The organism is Prosthecobacter sp., assembly GCF_049294395.1.
In the GTDB taxonomy this organism is placed as follows: domain Bacteria; phylum Verrucomicrobiota; class Verrucomicrobiia; order Verrucomicrobiales; family Verrucomicrobiaceae; genus Prosthecobacter.
Window position 1 is genome coordinate 1 of the sequence record NZ_JBAQCR010000300.1, and the last position, 14,667, is coordinate 14,667.

At 60.2% G+C, this 14,667-nt stretch carries 10 protein-coding genes; all 10 read right to left on the minus strand.

Annotation, left to right across the window (positions count from 1 at the left end):
- Positions 1–285: 285 nt before the first annotated feature.
- Positions 286–1,593: a DUF1501 domain-containing protein gene (locus WAW39_RS19940; protein ID WP_422320918.1), complete on the minus strand. Its 1,308-nt coding sequence runs from the start codon at positions 1,591–1,593 to the stop codon at positions 286–288.
- Positions 1,594–1,628: 35 nt separating this feature from the next.
- The gene (locus WAW39_RS19945; RefSeq protein WP_422320919.1) at positions 1,629–4,115 is read right to left on the minus strand and encodes a DUF1549 domain-containing protein; all 2,487 of its coding nucleotides are present in this window, start codon (positions 4,113–4,115) and stop codon (positions 1,629–1,631) included.
- Between the two features lie 171 nt (positions 4,116–4,286).
- On the minus strand, positions 4,287–4,688 hold the full coding sequence (locus WAW39_RS19950) for a GxxExxY protein (RefSeq protein ID WP_422320920.1): 402 nt from the start codon (positions 4,686–4,688) through the stop codon (positions 4,287–4,289).
- Complete coding sequence (locus WAW39_RS19955; RefSeq protein ID WP_422320921.1) at positions 4,685–6,877, minus strand: sulfatase-like hydrolase/transferase; 2,193 nt, start codon at positions 6,875–6,877, stop codon at positions 4,685–4,687. The genes WAW39_RS19950 and WAW39_RS19955 overlap by 4 nt, the downstream gene beginning before the upstream one ends.
- A 158-nt stretch (positions 6,878–7,035) precedes the next feature.
- The gene (locus tag WAW39_RS19960) at positions 7,036–7,635 is read right to left on the minus strand and encodes a L,D-transpeptidase family protein (RefSeq protein ID WP_422320922.1); all 600 of its coding nucleotides are present in this window, start codon (positions 7,633–7,635) and stop codon (positions 7,036–7,038) included.
- A gap of 363 nt (positions 7,636–7,998) precedes the next feature.
- Positions 7,999–10,998, minus strand: coding sequence for an ATP-binding protein (locus WAW39_RS19965; protein WP_422320923.1), 3,000 nt, complete (start codon positions 10,996–10,998; stop codon positions 7,999–8,001).
- Positions 10,995–11,474 (minus strand): response regulator, encoded by a 480-nt coding sequence (locus tag WAW39_RS19970; protein ID WP_422320924.1) that lies wholly within the window; start codon positions 11,472–11,474, stop codon positions 10,995–10,997. Before WAW39_RS19970 ends, WAW39_RS19965 begins: the two co-directional genes overlap by 4 nt.
- Before the next feature lie 39 nt (positions 11,475–11,513).
- Positions 11,514–13,688: a GspE/PulE family protein gene (locus WAW39_RS19975; RefSeq protein WP_422320925.1), complete on the minus strand. Its 2,175-nt coding sequence runs from the start codon at positions 13,686–13,688 to the stop codon at positions 11,514–11,516.
- Positions 13,689–13,708: 20 nt separating this feature from the next.
- A complete protein-coding gene (locus WAW39_RS19980; RefSeq protein ID WP_422320926.1) occupies positions 13,709–14,233 on the minus strand; it encodes a type IV pilin protein in 525 nt (174 codons plus the stop codon).
- An 11-nt stretch (positions 14,234–14,244) separates the two neighbouring features.
- A partial coding sequence (locus tag WAW39_RS19985) for a type II secretion system protein (protein WP_422320927.1) occupies positions 14,245–14,667 on the minus strand: 423 nt, incomplete at its 5' end.

Consider the following 14,667-nt stretch of genomic DNA (forward strand, 5'->3'; position numbering starts at 1 on the left):
CCTCGGAGCGAAACGCCGGATTCTGGAAGGCGGATTCGCGCCCCTTGGTGGAAAACACCGTGTGGATCAAAACTCGGGCGATGGATTGTGGCATGCGCAAGTTTTGGATCATTCGGCGGCGGACGCAACTCCGTTGGAGTTGCACGGGAAGGGTCCATGGAAGACGGTAACCCAGGGTTCTTCGAACCCTGGGCTCAAATACGAAAGCCCGTTGGGCTTGCAACGCAAAACACGCGACACCTTTCGGCATCGCGTGTTTCAAACACACAGCGCAACGCAATCCGCTTACGCGAAGAGGTTCGTGATCGGCTGCCCCTTGTCGGCAATCGTGAACGGACGCTTGCTCGGGCTGTAGATGACCTGGTCCAGCGGCAGACCCAGCGCATACGCAATCGACGCGTTGAAGTCCATGATCTTGACTTTGTCTTCCACCACTTCGCGGCCTTCCTTGTCGGTCTTGCCGTAGGTGAAGCCGCCTTTGACGCCACCGCCGAACATGACGCCGGAGAAGGCCTTCGGATAATGGTCGCGACCAGCGTTCTGATTAATGTCAGGCGTGCGGCCGAACTCAGAGGTCAGCACAATGAGGGTGTCTTCGAGGAGACCACGATTGTGCAGGTCAGCCACCAGCGTGGCCAGGCCCTTGTCCAGCGTTTCGCAACGGTCCGGCACGGCCACGAAGTTGGCGTTGTGCGTGTCCCAGCCACCGAGGGAAACTTCCACGAAGCGCACACCGCGCTCCACCAGACGGCGGGCGAGGAGGCAGCCCTGGCCGAAGGCTTCCTTGCCGTAGGCGGCGCGGAGATCTCCGGGCTCCTGGGTGAGGTCGAAGGCCTTGAGGTCTTCGGACTTCATCATGGCCATGGCGTCGTCATACATGTCGGCATAGGCCTTCACATTGCGGTGCGGGAAGGTGGTGCGGAAGTCCTTGTCGAGCTCATCGGCCAGCTTCATGCGGGCCTGGAATTTCTCTTCGGGGCTGCCGTTCTTGATGTTCTTGAGGCCGTTCTCCGGATTGCTGACAAACAGCGGAGCCTGCGCCGCAGGGAAGAATCCCGCGCCGGGATGACGGCTGTCATTGCCGATGAAGACGAAGTTTGGCAGCGTGCTGTTGCCACCGCCCTGAAACACATTGAGCCACGCGCCCATGGCGGGATGGCGGATGGTGCCGCGCATCTCGTAGCTGGTGTGCATCATGTAGTTCCCCTGCTCATGCGCACCCTGGGTGGAGGAGAGGGAATTGATCACGGTGCCGTGGTGCATCTGCTGCGCGGTGAGCGGCAGGTATTCGGAAATGCGCACGCCATCCGCACTGGTCTTGATGGGCTTGGTCGGGCCGGCGGTTTCCACGCCTTCCTTCGGATCCCAGGTGTCCATGTGGGACTGACCACCGCTCATGTAGAGATAGATGACGTTCTTCGCCGTGGCTGCCTGCCTCAGCTTCGAGGAACCCTCAAAGGCGGCGAAGGATTTGCTGGTGAGCGACTGGCCCAGCAGACCGACTCCGAGAAGGGAGCTGGCTGTCTTGGCAGCGAAATCACGCCGGGTGATTTCACCTGAGCGGACGAGGTTGGAGGCAAGTTCCTGTTTCATGGGAGGTGCGCGGGGGGTGTGGGTTGGATCGTGTCTTACTGAATGAAAATGAACTGCTGGGTGTTCAGCAGGGAGAAGACGAGGTCCTCCATGCTGGTGAGGCCGCTGTCCTGAGCCTTGAGCCAGACGGCTTTTTCTGCGGCGGTGGGCTTGCGGGAGAGGATGGTCATGTAGGCTGCGTCCACCTTTTCATCCGCATAAGGGGCCTTGTTCACCGTCAGCATGAGCTGGCTGTACTTGCTGGTGATCTGCGGCAGCAGGCTGCCGTTCATCATGGCCAGGGCCTGCGGAACGCTGGCGTCATTGTTCGCGTTTTCGATGGTCTCGCGGTCGCTCTGGCCAAACTCGCGCAGGTAGTGGCCACGCGGCGCGGGGCTTTCCAGCTCAGCGGCACGCAGCGTCTCACGGCTGATGCGCTCACGGCTGTTGATGTAGTACTTGCGCTCTTTTTCATCTTTGATGCCAAAGAAGTCCGCCTCTTCCGCGTAGGCTTCATGCGCCTTCTGGGCCACGGCTTTCTGCTCTTCCTTGGTGAGCTCCTTGCGGTCATAGCCGGGGATGTTGATCTTCTCCGCTCTGGCACCATTGGCCATCATCATCATGTCGCCACCACCGCTCATCATCGCGGGGGAGGAGTCGCCACCGCTGTTCATGGCCAGGGAAACGGTCTGATAAGGCTTGCCGGTGATTTTCTGGAAGAGCTTCTTCTCCCCGGGAGCGATGACCTCGGCGTAGGTGACGCGGCGGCCTTCGTTCTGGATGCGATTGACCTCCGTGCGAATGGCGTCGGCCTTCTTCTTGAGCTCATCTGCTTTGGCCATGGCGGCCACTTTGGCAGGACCTTCGGGGAGGGCGTCGGCCGCATCGCGGGCTTCCTTGGTGGCGAGGCGTGCCTCGGCAAAGAGCTTCTGCTGCGCATCGGTGCGCTCACGATTCTTGCTGTAGATGTCAGCGGCTTTCTTCAGACCTGCCAGAGCTTCCTCAGGCGTGAGTGCCTCGACGCCATCGGCGATCTTCTTCGCCTGCAAAATGCGCTGCTCCATGGCATCGCGGGTGGCCTGGTTGATCATGTCCGGGCTGGGATTGATCAGGGTGACAAAGGAGTCCCACATCTGCTCGGCGCTCATGCGGCGCAGCAGCGGGCCGGTGAAGTGATACACATTGCCGGGCGCATGCTCTTCACGCGTGACCTGGGCCTGATAGGCCTTCGTGTTGTAGAGCACGCGCAGGACGCCTTTCATGTCGTAATTCATGTCCACCACCAGCTTTTCCAGCTGCTTCTCCATCTCAGGAATCATCGGCACGGTGTTATCCATGAGCTCATCCAATGGCTCGATGAGGGCCAGACCAAACACGCGCTTCCACAGGCGGTTGGCGATGACGGTGGTGAAGCGGGGATTCTCAGGGCTGGTCATCCAGCGCGCATAGGCCTGCAGGGGTGTCTCTCCGTTTTGGGTGATGCACTCATGCCCCATCATCGTGCCGGGTTCGACGGCGGACTTGGGCTTGGCGTCGGTGTACTGGTAGTCATGCGGCAGCGTCGGCTTGCGCGCGCTGCTGCTCACAGAAGTATAGCGCATGGTGTCGCGCACATCGTTCATCGCTTCCTGATAACCGCGCTGTTCCTTGCGAAGCACCTGACGGGCCTCCTCGCGCTTCTTGTTCACTTCCTTCATCTCCGCCTCGTACTTCTTCTGTTCTTCGACAAACTTGGCCTCCAGAGCGACTCTTTCCTCCTTGCTCAGTTTGCCGGTGTTCTTGGCGCGCTGCGGACGCTGCGGCTCCTTGATGGAGGCGCGGATGGCGTTTTCCTTTTCACGCATCAGATCGGTCACACCGCTCATGGTGTCGCCGCCGTAGTCCTGGGTCTGCACGCCATAGGTGAAGGCGGCCATCTTGAAGAACTGCATCTGCGTCCACTTGTCGAAGGGGTGGTTGTGGCACTGCGCACACTCGATGCGGGTGCCCAGGAAGACGCGCACGGTGTTCGCCATGTTGTCCAGCGGCATGCCACGGTCGCGCATGTAATAACCGATGGCGCCATTGTCCCAGGCCTTGCCCTGGGCGGCCACCATCTCACGCACGAACTGATCGTAAGGCTGGTTTTTCCGCAGGCTGTCTTTCACGAAGTTGGCATACGCCGCCCCGGTGATGGCGCCCGTCTGGTTGCCATTGGACGTCACACGCAGCACATCGGCCCAATAGTTGAAGAAATGCTGCACATAGGCTTCGGAGGCCAGCAGCTTGTCGATCAGCTTGGCACGCTTGTTCGTGTCCTTGGAGTTCAGGAACTCCTCAGTTTCGCGGGTGGTCGGAATGCGCCCGATGACATCCAGGTAAATGCGGCGCACAAAGGTGTTGTCGTCGGTTTGCGGATTACCTTGCAGCTTGTTGGCCGCCCAGTCTTTGGCCAAAACCGAGTCAATCTGCCTGGCTGCAGCAGCGGTGTCCATCTGGCCCGCAGCACGGGCAGAAGACAGCGAAACGAGCGCTAGGAGGGGGAGGGCGAAGAGTTTCTTCATGTTCGGGTAAACGTGCCAATTGCACAACCTTTTCACAATCGTGAACAATCCCTGCATAATCATTATGGCCTCTTTGCGGGGGGGGAACCCGTCCTAAAGAGCCCCAGCTCAGTCTATAAGAGAAGTCTCCAACCCCTGATTCCCCTGCCCTTTTTCCGGTCCGTCAGCAATTCACGCCCCCTTCTCACTCTCCGCCCGCCTCTTCACCGTGATCTGATGAATTCCCTTCCGCAGCGTCCCCACGTTGAAATTGACGATCAGCCCCGTCGTGAAGCGCCCCAGCCGGACCTTCGACTCCAGCTCCTGCTGCTGCAGTCGCGTGATCTCCTCCTGGGAGCGCACCAGCAGCAGCAGTGAATCACCCACCACAAAGTCCAACCGCGTCGCGGTCTTCACCAGGCGCCCGTGGTAGTTGAACTCCAGCGGCACATGGCGTTTGAAATCAAACTCCAGCTCACGCAGCTCGATGGCCAGACACTCTTCATAGGCGTCCTGCGTCAGGCCTGGCCCCAGGGTACGATGCACATTCATGCAGGCCCCGATCACGAGATGCGGCAGATCAGCGGCGTTCATGGCGCGGTCGGCTGCAGCGTGTCTTCTCCCAGAATGCCGTAGATCTCCGCCGTGGTGCTCTGCTTGTGCGTGGTCAGCCACTGGTCCATGGCCGCAGACAGGCGCGCTTTCACCTCGGGATAGCGCGCCTTCATATCACGCTCGCAGTGCGGATCTTCGCGCAGATCAAACAGGCGCTCGATCGAGTGGTTCACCCCGGGAGTGCGGATGTACTTGAAGCGCTCCGTGCGCACGCAGTGCTCCTTCGTTTTCAGCACCGCGTCCTGAAACTTCTCTTTGAGCACAAAGTGAAAGTCAAAGTCCGGGTCGATGAACGTGGTCTCATCCATCGGCGGAATGAACAGCGGCTCCTCCCCCGGAATCGTGCGGCGGAAAAAGAGATAGCTGGTTTCACCGAAGTAAGCGAGGCCGAGGCTCTTCTTCTCCCCACGGATCAGCGGCGCCAGACTCGTGCCTTCAAACCGCGGCTGAGCAGGCACCCCCACGAGATCCAGCAGCGTAGGCGCAAAATCCAGCGTGCGCGCCAGCTGCGCATGCCGCTGCGGCTTCTCCAGACCGGGGATGTGGAAAATCGCGGGCACATGATTGGCCTGATCACCGCCATTGAAGGTGGTGCCGTGGCCAAAGGTGCAGTTCGGCTCAAAGAGATCATCCCCATGGTCTCCGGTGACCAGGATGATCGTGTCATCCAGCAGCCCCTGCTTTTCCAGCTCGGCCACCACGCGGCCCACCGAATCGTCAAACATGCGCACGCAGCCGTCATACAGCGCCGTGATCTGCTCCACCTCCTTGCGCGGCAGCTTGCTCCATTTTTCATTGATGTCCGTGCCACCGATGAACTCGTCCACGTTCAGCGCCAGCTCATGCTTGTGCGGGCCGTCGTACTTCGGGTCCGTCCACATCTTCGCGTAATGCGTGGGCGTCTTGTACGGCAGGTGGGTGCATGAATAGTAACCAAAAAGCAGAAACGGCTGCCGGTCCCCCGCACGCTGCTTGATGCGGTCGATCACCTGGTCCGTCACCACCTCCGGCGTCATGTAGTTCGCGAACGACTTGAGCTTGGGAAACAGCATGTGCCCCACATGGTTGTCGAAAAACAGCGGCAGGATCTGATGATGCAGAAAGACCACCTCGCTCATGTACACGCGGAAGTTGTCAAAATCGGAGACAATGATCTTCTCAAAACCCATCGGCAGCTCGTTGAATCCGCACGCACACCAGTCGCCGATCACCGCCGTGTCATACCCCTGCCTTTTCAATTCCGCCCCCAGTGAAGGCGCTTCCTGATTCGCCCGGTCCACCATCGCCCGGCTCGGGAACATGTGCCGCACCCCGTGCGTGTGCGGATACTGCGAGGAAAACATGCTCGTGAGCGATTCCAGCGTCGAAGCGATCGGCGTCAGGCAGCGCTCAAAATTCACCCCCTTCGCCGCGATGCGATCGATGTTCGGCGACGTCAGTCGGTGATACCCATTGCAGGAAAGATGATCCGCACGCAGCGAGTCCGATCCCAGGATGACAATATTCTTGGGCCTCTTCCTGCCACCCGCCAGCTCTTCCACATCAGGTGCGCGGCTCACCCCGTAGCCGCTTACCACAAACAGCCCCAGCAAGCCCGCCACCGCCGTGATGCTAAACAGCAGCGGCCTTGCAGCCCGCGTGAACCACAGGCGCAGCTCAAAGAGATAAAAACCCGCCGCCGCCACCAGAGCCACCAGCGGAAACACCTGCGTGATCATGCGATGCACGGCATCCTGCACGCCCGTGCCACACACCCGCCCCAGCGCATCATACCAGCCCAGCAGATAGCTGTAGTCACCGAAATACGGCTTCTCCAGCATCAGCTTGAAGATGAAAAAGCCATATAACAGGCACGCAAACAGCAGCGTGCGCCACACGACGCCCCAGCGCGCAAAGGCCCGCACCTTGCCCCACAGCCGCACCAGCGGGTAGATCAGCAGCACATACCCAGCGGCCACCAGCAGGTAGCCCTTCAGCACCACCAGATTGCTCCACACCAGGTACCACCAGTGGTGCTGGATGGCCACCTCCGAGAAGCGGTTGTTAAACCCGTACGAGTTGCCCGCAAAGCTCAGGATCGCGCTCAAATACCACGCCAGCAGCGTGCCAAACACGGTCAGCACGACAATTTTCAAAATGTGACGACGTTGCAGGGATGGAGGCGGCATGCTGGAGGGGAACCTAAGACTACAGCACTATATATGCTGCTCCATCGGTATATCTCAACTCCTCACATCACTCAAGACAGCGTTGCCGAGATAACGTCCCTCCCCCTCCGCCACATCCAGCATCCAGCATCCAGCATCCAGCATCCAGCATCCAGCCTTCACGGCGGCAGCTGATTCGGTGCCGGCAGTTTCCCCTCCACCACATCCACCCGTGCACCCACCTTCACCCAGTGGCACAGCGCGATGATGTCTGCAGACGCCATGCGGATGCAGCCATACGAGGCCGGCGTCTTCAGCTTGGCCTCCTCCGGTGTGCCGTGAATGTAGATCGCCCGCTCCAAAGCATGCCTGTTGCGCCACTCCATGCCACGCAGGCGCAGCACGCGGGTCACGATGGCATCACGCCCCGGCGCATCCACCGGCACGATCTCCCCGGTCTCCTCCCGGGCCTTCAGCCTCGCCCCCACCGGCAGCCCCTGCCCCACGATGTCCACCACTTCCATCCGTCCCAGCGGAGTCAGGTACGTTCCCCGTTTGTCTCCCGTCCCAAACCGCGAAGTGCTCACTCGAAACAGCCGCCGGGGAGTTTCCCCCTCCATCGTCACCATCATTTGCTCCGCCACACTCACCACCAGACGCTGTGTCACTGGCACCACCATCTGCGGCACCTCACCAGCGGCCTGTCGCCTGGCATGCCCGCACGCCACCAGCGCCAACATCACCATGGTCAGGTGCACGGCCACTGCGATTTTCTTCATCCGTTCCCCCATGGTATGTCCCTGCAAACAGCAGCCAGTTTCCAGCACGCAGCCCGTTTAATCAGCCCCCGGCAGCCGCAATCCCGTCGTTCTCTCATGCGGATAGTAACGCTCCCGATGCGAGCGTGTATGCCCGATTGGGTCAATCCAACGCCAGAAATCATCCACCTTCGTATGGGTTTCATGGGCGCAGCCTGCCATCAGGCAGCTTCCCAGCAGGATCATCCAACAGCGCATCACATTCATTCCGCGTCACTCTGAGATAGGCTGCAAAGGGGTTCAAGCATTGCTTATGGCCCCCTGATTTAATCCAGCCCACCCCACAAGCCCGGTGCAAATCAGCACTCTTTTCATCTTTGAGTTCTAAAAGCTCATGGGAATCTGCGAAGCTTCGACCGAAAGCGCAGGCGGGATCACGCGGCGGAAATCGTCGAGTGACACAGGCTTGGTCAGGAAGGCATTCATGCCGCACTCGCGGCACTCCTCTTTGACTCCAGTGAGGGCATGCCCCGTCATGGCGATGATGGCGGGCTGATGTTTGAGCTGGAAATTCCCGCGAATACGCCGCGTGGCCTCCACTCCGCCCATGACAGGCATCTGCAGGTCCATGAAGACAATATCATACCCTCCTTGAGCGACCATGCTGACGGCCTCCTCACCGTTGTTGGCGATGTCCATCCTCACATAGCCCAGACGCTGCAGCAGCATCGAGGCGATCTTCTGATTCAAAGGCTGATCTTCAACCAGGAGAATTTGCGCCGGGTTCTGGCTGGCGAAGTTGTCCGTCTCCGCCTTGGCAGCCTTGGCAATGGCACGGTTCGTGGCTTGAGACACATGAATGTCATGCACGCCAGCAGCGGCACGTGCAGAACCTTGATTCGACATGGCCGGAGGCGCAGGCGTCTCCAGTACCGAGGGGGACTCAAACGTGGAAACCATCTGCGGCTGTCCCATCGGTTGTCCCATCGGTTGTCCCATCGGTTGTCCCATCGGTTGTCCCATCGGTTGTCCCATCGGTTGTCCCATCGGTTGTCCCATCGGTGGTCCCATCGGTTGTCCCATCGGTTGTCCCATCGGTTGTCCCATCGGTTGTCCCATCGGTTGTCCCATCGGTTGTCCCATCGGTTGTCCCATCGGTTGTCCCATCGGTTGTCCCATCGGCTGTCCCATCGGCTGTCCCATCGGCTGCTGGAAATAATAAGGCTGCTGTGACTGTTGCACAGGCGTGGTAATCGGACGCAAGGAAGGCGCTGTGACAGGAGCCGGTGCCGTGATGGGCCGCTCCAGAGGTGCGGCCGCAGTGACAATAGGAGTCAGGACCACACGACGCGGCATGCGGTACAGCTCTGCCATGGTGCGCAGGAGCTCACGACGTTTGATGGGCTTGGAAAGCCGCGAGTGACGGCTGCCGGCGGGCGGACTGAAGCGTTCACGATCCAGCTTCGCGCTGGTGATGGACATGATGGTGATGATGGCGGTGCCCCGCATGGCGGCGGCATTCAGCATCTGCACGGCCTCCTCATGCTGAAGGCCCGTGACGTCGAGGATGAAAAGGCCCGCTTCTTCGATCACTGCATCCAGCTCCACCAGCGAACGGTCCCGCAGCAGCCTCACGGTCATGCCCCATTGCATGAGTGACTGGTTCAGCACCTGCAACGTGGTGGGATGCGCGCTGTAAACGGTGACTGGCCGCGCCTTGACACCATCGATCCAGGCCAGTTCTTCCTCACGTGATTCATCATCCGGTGCAACGATGAGCGGCAGTTCAAAGAAGAAATCAGACCCCTTCCCCTCCTCGCTCACCACACTGATCTCCCCCTGCATCATCTTGATGAGCTTCTTGGAAATGGCGAGGCCCAGACCCGTGCCGCCGTATTTGCGCGTGGTGGAGGTGTCCGCCTGGTTGAAGGCCTGGAAGAGCTGGCCGATTTTTTCCGGCGGAATGCCGATGCCGGTGTCACGCACGGAGAAATGCAGCAGCGTCTTGTCCCCCTGCGGTGTCTGGCGCGAAACCTGCCGCACCAGGATCAGGATCTCCCCCTTCTCGGTGAACTTGATGGCGTTGCCCACGAGGTTGACGAGGATTTGTTTGATGCGCTGGAAGTCGCCCAGCACCTTGCGCGGCAGCGCCGCGTCGATGTGGACATTGAGCTCGATGTTCTTCTCCGCCGCTTTGTGGGAGAAGACGTCCGTCGTTTCGCCAAGCAGCTTCTCGATGTCCACCGGCAGCTTTTCCATGTCCATCTTCGCGGACTCCAGCTTGGAGAAATCGAGGATGTCATTGATGACGTGAAGGAGTGATTCACCGCTGGAGCGGATCATGCGGATCAGCTCCTCCTGCTCGGGATCCAGCCCCATCTCAATGAGCAGGCTGGTGGTGCCGATGATGCCGTTCATCGGCGTGCGAATCTCATGGCTCATGTTTGCCAGGAAGCTGCCCTTCGCGGCGGTCGCGGTTTCCGCCTGCCGCTTGGCCGCTTCATATTCGACGAGCAGAGTATGCTTCCGCTGGTCATCTTCCTGCACGTGCGAGATCATCGTGTTGAACTCCTCCTGCACCAGGTCCAGGTCATCATTGCCGTTGGCGGGGACGCGGACATTGAGATTCCCCGCACGCATCGCACGGAAGGCGTCGATGAGCGCATGGGTCTTCTTCGTGATGCGCCGGCCGATGATGTAAAAGCTGAACACTGCCAGGGCCAGACCGGCGCAGGCGCCGAGAATGGGCACGGTAAGACGCTGGGAATTGAAAAGATGACGCAGCTGCACCAGCGGCTGACGTGCAATGAAAGCGCCCGCCACATACCCGCTTCTGGAGTACAGCGGCGCGGCGCTGATGAGCCAGTGATCCCCGCCGTTGATTTCCATATCACGACTGTCACTGGTGTCATCCATCACCAGAGAACTGCCCGCCATCACGCGGTAGATGAGATTGTTCATGTGTGCCGCAGAAGGCTCCTCAATGGCACAGCTCTGGCAGCCCGGAAGGATGACGATGGACGGCGACTTCACCACCGGCGGGGTGCCGGCGCCACCAGACTGGCGTGGTGCCACCACCTCGACCTGGAGCCCCAGATTCTGCAAGGCGGGCGGGATATCCACCGTCTGCAGGCGCATCCGCAAGCGTGTTTCATTCTCCCAGTTCAGCGGGGCCACTCCGGCCATCTCGCTCTCAGTGAGCGCCTGCCGGTTCAGCTCCATCTGGCCCGCCAATGCCACCGCACCGAGGTAGGAGCTCTGCACAAAACGCAGAGTGATAAACTCCTGCCAGATGAAGCCCGTGGCAGTCGCCCCCGCACCCACCAGCACGGCAAACATGCCGAGCAGTGTAAAGCGGTTGGCGATCTGAAAGTGAAACCTCATGAAGCAGAACCCGATTTGAAGCTCGAGAAACCTGACTCCGCCGCTTCCGAATCCTGCACCATGGCACGACGCACCGCCAGACACAGGCTTTCAAGATTGAAGGGCTTGTGCAGCACATCCACAAATCCAATCGCCTGGCAAAGATCCTTCACATCCTCCTGAAAGTACCCGCTGCACGCGATGACGGGCAGCCGCGGATCACAAGCACGCAGCCATTCCAGCACCTCAAATCCGGAGGCGCCGCCAGGCATCGTGAGATCCAGAATCGCCGCGGTGAATCGCTGCCCCGCTTCCATGCCCACGCGCACGAGCTCCAGCGCCTCTTCGCCACTGCGGGAGGTGACGGCCTCAAACCCGTGGGCCTCCAGCACGGCCTTTCCCACAGCCAGCACATGAGGTTCGTCATCGATGATCAACACGCGCGCAATGGCACGCGAGGCAAATTCACGAGGCAGAAGCTGAGTGGTCGGGGGCATGGCGTTCAAGAGTTGGATGGTTAAAAAAAATTCTCCCGCTTACATGGCGGTGTAGCTGAGGCATTTGATTTCATCGAGAGATGTGTGCCCGCCGATGACCTGCTGCAGGCCTTCTTGATAGAGCGAGCGGAAACCATTTTTGAAGGCGGCGGCGCGCATCGCGCTCAGCGGGGCGCCCTCTTCCACGAGGTCGCGCAGTTCATTGTTCACCTCGCACAGCTCCATCAGCGCCACGCGTCCGGCATAGCCTGTGCCATGGCACTCATCACACCCGCGGGCGGTGTAGATCGGTGTGGTGATCGGCTGGGTGATGACGGCCTGCTTGGCCATCAAATCCTGCACGTCCGGCGGGGCCTGCATCGGCTGCTTGCAGTAGGTGCACAGGCGGCGCGCCAGACGCTGCGCCTGGCTGAGGGCCAGTGAATCTGCCAGCAGATATTTTTCCACCCCCATCGACAGCAGTCGTGACACCGCACGCAAAGAGTCATTCGCATGCAGCGTGGTGAGCACCAGATGTCCCGTGAGAGAGGCGTTCACCGCTGCGCCCGCCGTTTCCGCATCGCGTGACTCACCGATCAGGATGATGTCAGGGTCGGCACGCAGCAGGGAGCGCAGGCCGTTCGCGAAGTCGAGTCCGCGCGCGTTGTTTGTCTGCGTCTGATTGATCCCTTCAATTTCGTATTCGATCGGGTCTTCGATCGTCTGAATGTTGACGCTCTCATCATTCACGCTGTTGAGCAGCGCATACAGCGTGGTCGTTTTACCAGAGCCGGTCGGGCCCGTCACCAGCACCAGCCCCTGGTCGCGCTGCATGGTGCGTGTCAGGATGTCGATCTGGCGCTGCGAGAGATTGAAATCCGAAAGGCGCTTCACCCCGTCCTGCTTGTCCAGGAAACGCATGATGACTTTCTGGAACTCTCGCCGCGTCGGCACCGCAGCCACGCGAACATCCACCCGGCGCCGGCCGATGGAGAGCGCCATGCGCCCGTCCTGGCACTCCTGCCGGTTCTGGCTCATGCCCGCGTAGTTTTTCAGCAGCGCCACGTAGCGGTTGAGCTGGCTCTCCGGCGCGGTCATGATCGTCTTCATCGTGCCGTCCATGCGCGCACGGAAGCGCGTGAAGCTGTAAAATTTCTCCAGGTGCAAGTCGGAGGCGCGGCAGCGGATCGCGGTGAACAACGCCCACTGCACCAGCTGCTCCGGCTCGTGGTTCGGATTCTGCGGATTGATCCGCGCCATGTCTTCGGGAGAGATCTCCACCACGCTGGCATCATCCGCCACCGAGAGCGTCGTCCCCTCCATCGATGCCACCGCGCTGGGGTCAAAGGTCGCGCCCGCACGGTTGATCGCCTCACGGATGCTCGCCAGATCCGCCAGCACCGGCACGATCTTCACCGACGGATTGCCCATCGAGAGCCACTCGTCCTCAAAGGCGTAGCAGTCAGCGCTCTCACTCAGCAAAAAGACGACCTGCTTGCCGATGTAGAGCGGGTAGACATTGTGCCGCTCCAGCAGCGGGATCGGGAAGAAAGTCTGCCGCTGAGCCTCGGTGGCGCTGTACACCAGCGTTCGGCAGCCGCTGACGAGGTGCTGCAGGGCGATGCCCATGTTGCGCTGCACCACATTGAAATGCGTGACTCCCAGCGTCTCCGACTTGCCTTTCTGCGCCTCGTAGAAACCTTTTAGCTTCGTGATTTCAGCCGGCTCATAGGGATATCGTTCCAACAGCCATTGGAAGGTGCCTTCCAGCCCCAGGTCGGCAAACACCGGTGGCTGCAGCTGCTCCATCGCGTTGGACTGGGAGATCGGCATCTGGCCAAAGCGCTGCACCAGATCCTTCCGCGTGTTTTGATACTGGTCCTGGGTGATGAGCACCCGGATCGTGAGGAAGTGCGGCACTCCCCACAAGTCGCCCGCCCGTGGGTTGTGGTGCGCCATCACCAGCAGCGGTCCGATGGTGCTCACCGGCAGCCAGGGATCCGCCACATACGGCACCCGGCCCAGCTTCCGGATCAGCCGCTCCGCATCCGGCGAGCAGCTCTCACGCAGCAGCGTCACGGGCAGCATCCCATGCTGCAGCGCCAGGCCCTCAATCGATTGAATGGCAAGGATCGCCGTCTGCCTCGCCTCAACTATCGTGTTTGGCGGATTACTCGCAGCACCAAAGGATTTTGGTGCGAGCGGGTTCGTCGGGATCTGGAGGGTGGCAGCCATGAGTTTTTGCGTGGCAGGGATCAGCGTCCCGCCGTTTGGAAGTTCGGCGGAAAAACAAATGCCGTGGTGAAGTCCGTGCCTTCGAAATTCATCAGAATGCCGGTGCCGCTCTGCCCGGGTTTGAGCAGTTCAAACATGCGCCCCGTCCAGCGCAGACGATGCACAGTGGTGTCACTGGAGGTGACCGGATTGTACCGTGGGTCCATATAGGGGGAGCCCGGCTGCGCACGGTTGCTGTTCGGATCACGATATTGCAGCGTGCGCAGAATGACCATCTCATCCGAAACGGACCCGCTCCTGGCGTCAAACAGCAGTTCGTAGTTCTGCTGAGCAAAACGTGACAATGCCTGGTTCAGCGTCTCCTGCCGGGACTCGGCCAGTGCGTCTTTGGAGCTGCCTAAAAATTGACTGAACGATGGCACCGCAATGCCCGCCAGCACTGACAGAATGCAGATCACCATGACCATTTCCGACATGGAAAACCCGCGCTCACTGCCGTCGGGCAGGAAGGTGGTGCGTTTTCCTCGATGTGAGATGAAGGTCATGCCGGAATGCGTCAGTAATTAATCGTCCCGGTCGGGCTGGTGAGAGTGACCTTGACCATGGACGTGATCGTCGGGGGGAAAGCCACCGAGTACCCGGACGGCAGGTAGCTGACCAGGTCCTTTTCTGCAAAGCTCAGGTAGTTGCTCAGCAGTTTGTACTTCAAATCGGGCGTCGAAGCTGCGGCCCATTCCAAGGCAGCCTGGGTCCGGCCTCGCACCTGGATGTAGCTCGCCTGCGCCAGATTCAACGACTCCGCACGCGCGATGGCCAGATTGCGCTCACTGTCACCCCGCATGCGGGTGACGGACGGGATCGCCATGAAGGCGATGATGCCAATGATCGACACACAGGCCATCATCTCCACCAGCGAGAAACCGCGGCTGAACAAGTGAGATTTGGAAGAGGAGGTATGCATGATGAAGTTGAGCGGGAG

Coding starts and splice junctions, on each gene's coding strand:
- WAW39_RS19940 (WP_422320918.1), bottom strand. CDS start 1,593: ATGAAACAGGAACTTGCCTCCAACCTCGTCCGCTCAGGTGAAATCACC.
- WAW39_RS19945 (WP_422320919.1), bottom strand. CDS start 4,115: ATGAAGAAACTCTTCGCCCTCCCCCTCCTAGCGCTCGTTTCGCTGTCT.
- WAW39_RS19950 (WP_422320920.1), bottom strand. CDS start 4,688: ATGAACGCCGCTGATCTGCCGCATCTCGTGATCGGGGCCTGCATGAAT.
- WAW39_RS19955 (WP_422320921.1), bottom strand. CDS start 6,877: ATGCCGCCTCCATCCCTGCAACGTCGTCACATTTTGAAAATTGTCGTG.
- WAW39_RS19960 (WP_422320922.1), bottom strand. CDS start 7,635: ATGAAGAAAATCGCAGTGGCCGTGCACCTGACCATGGTGATGTTGGCG.
- WAW39_RS19965 (WP_422320923.1), bottom strand. CDS start 10,998: ATGAGGTTTCACTTTCAGATCGCCAACCGCTTTACACTGCTCGGCATG.
- WAW39_RS19970 (WP_422320924.1), bottom strand. CDS start 11,474: ATGCCCCCGACCACTCAGCTTCTGCCTCGTGAATTTGCCTCGCGTGCC.
- WAW39_RS19975 (WP_422320925.1), bottom strand. CDS start 13,688: ATGGCTGCCACCCTCCAGATCCCGACGAACCCGCTCGCACCAAAATCC.
- WAW39_RS19980 (WP_422320926.1), bottom strand. CDS start 14,233: ATGACCTTCATCTCACATCGAGGAAAACGCACCACCTTCCTGCCCGAC.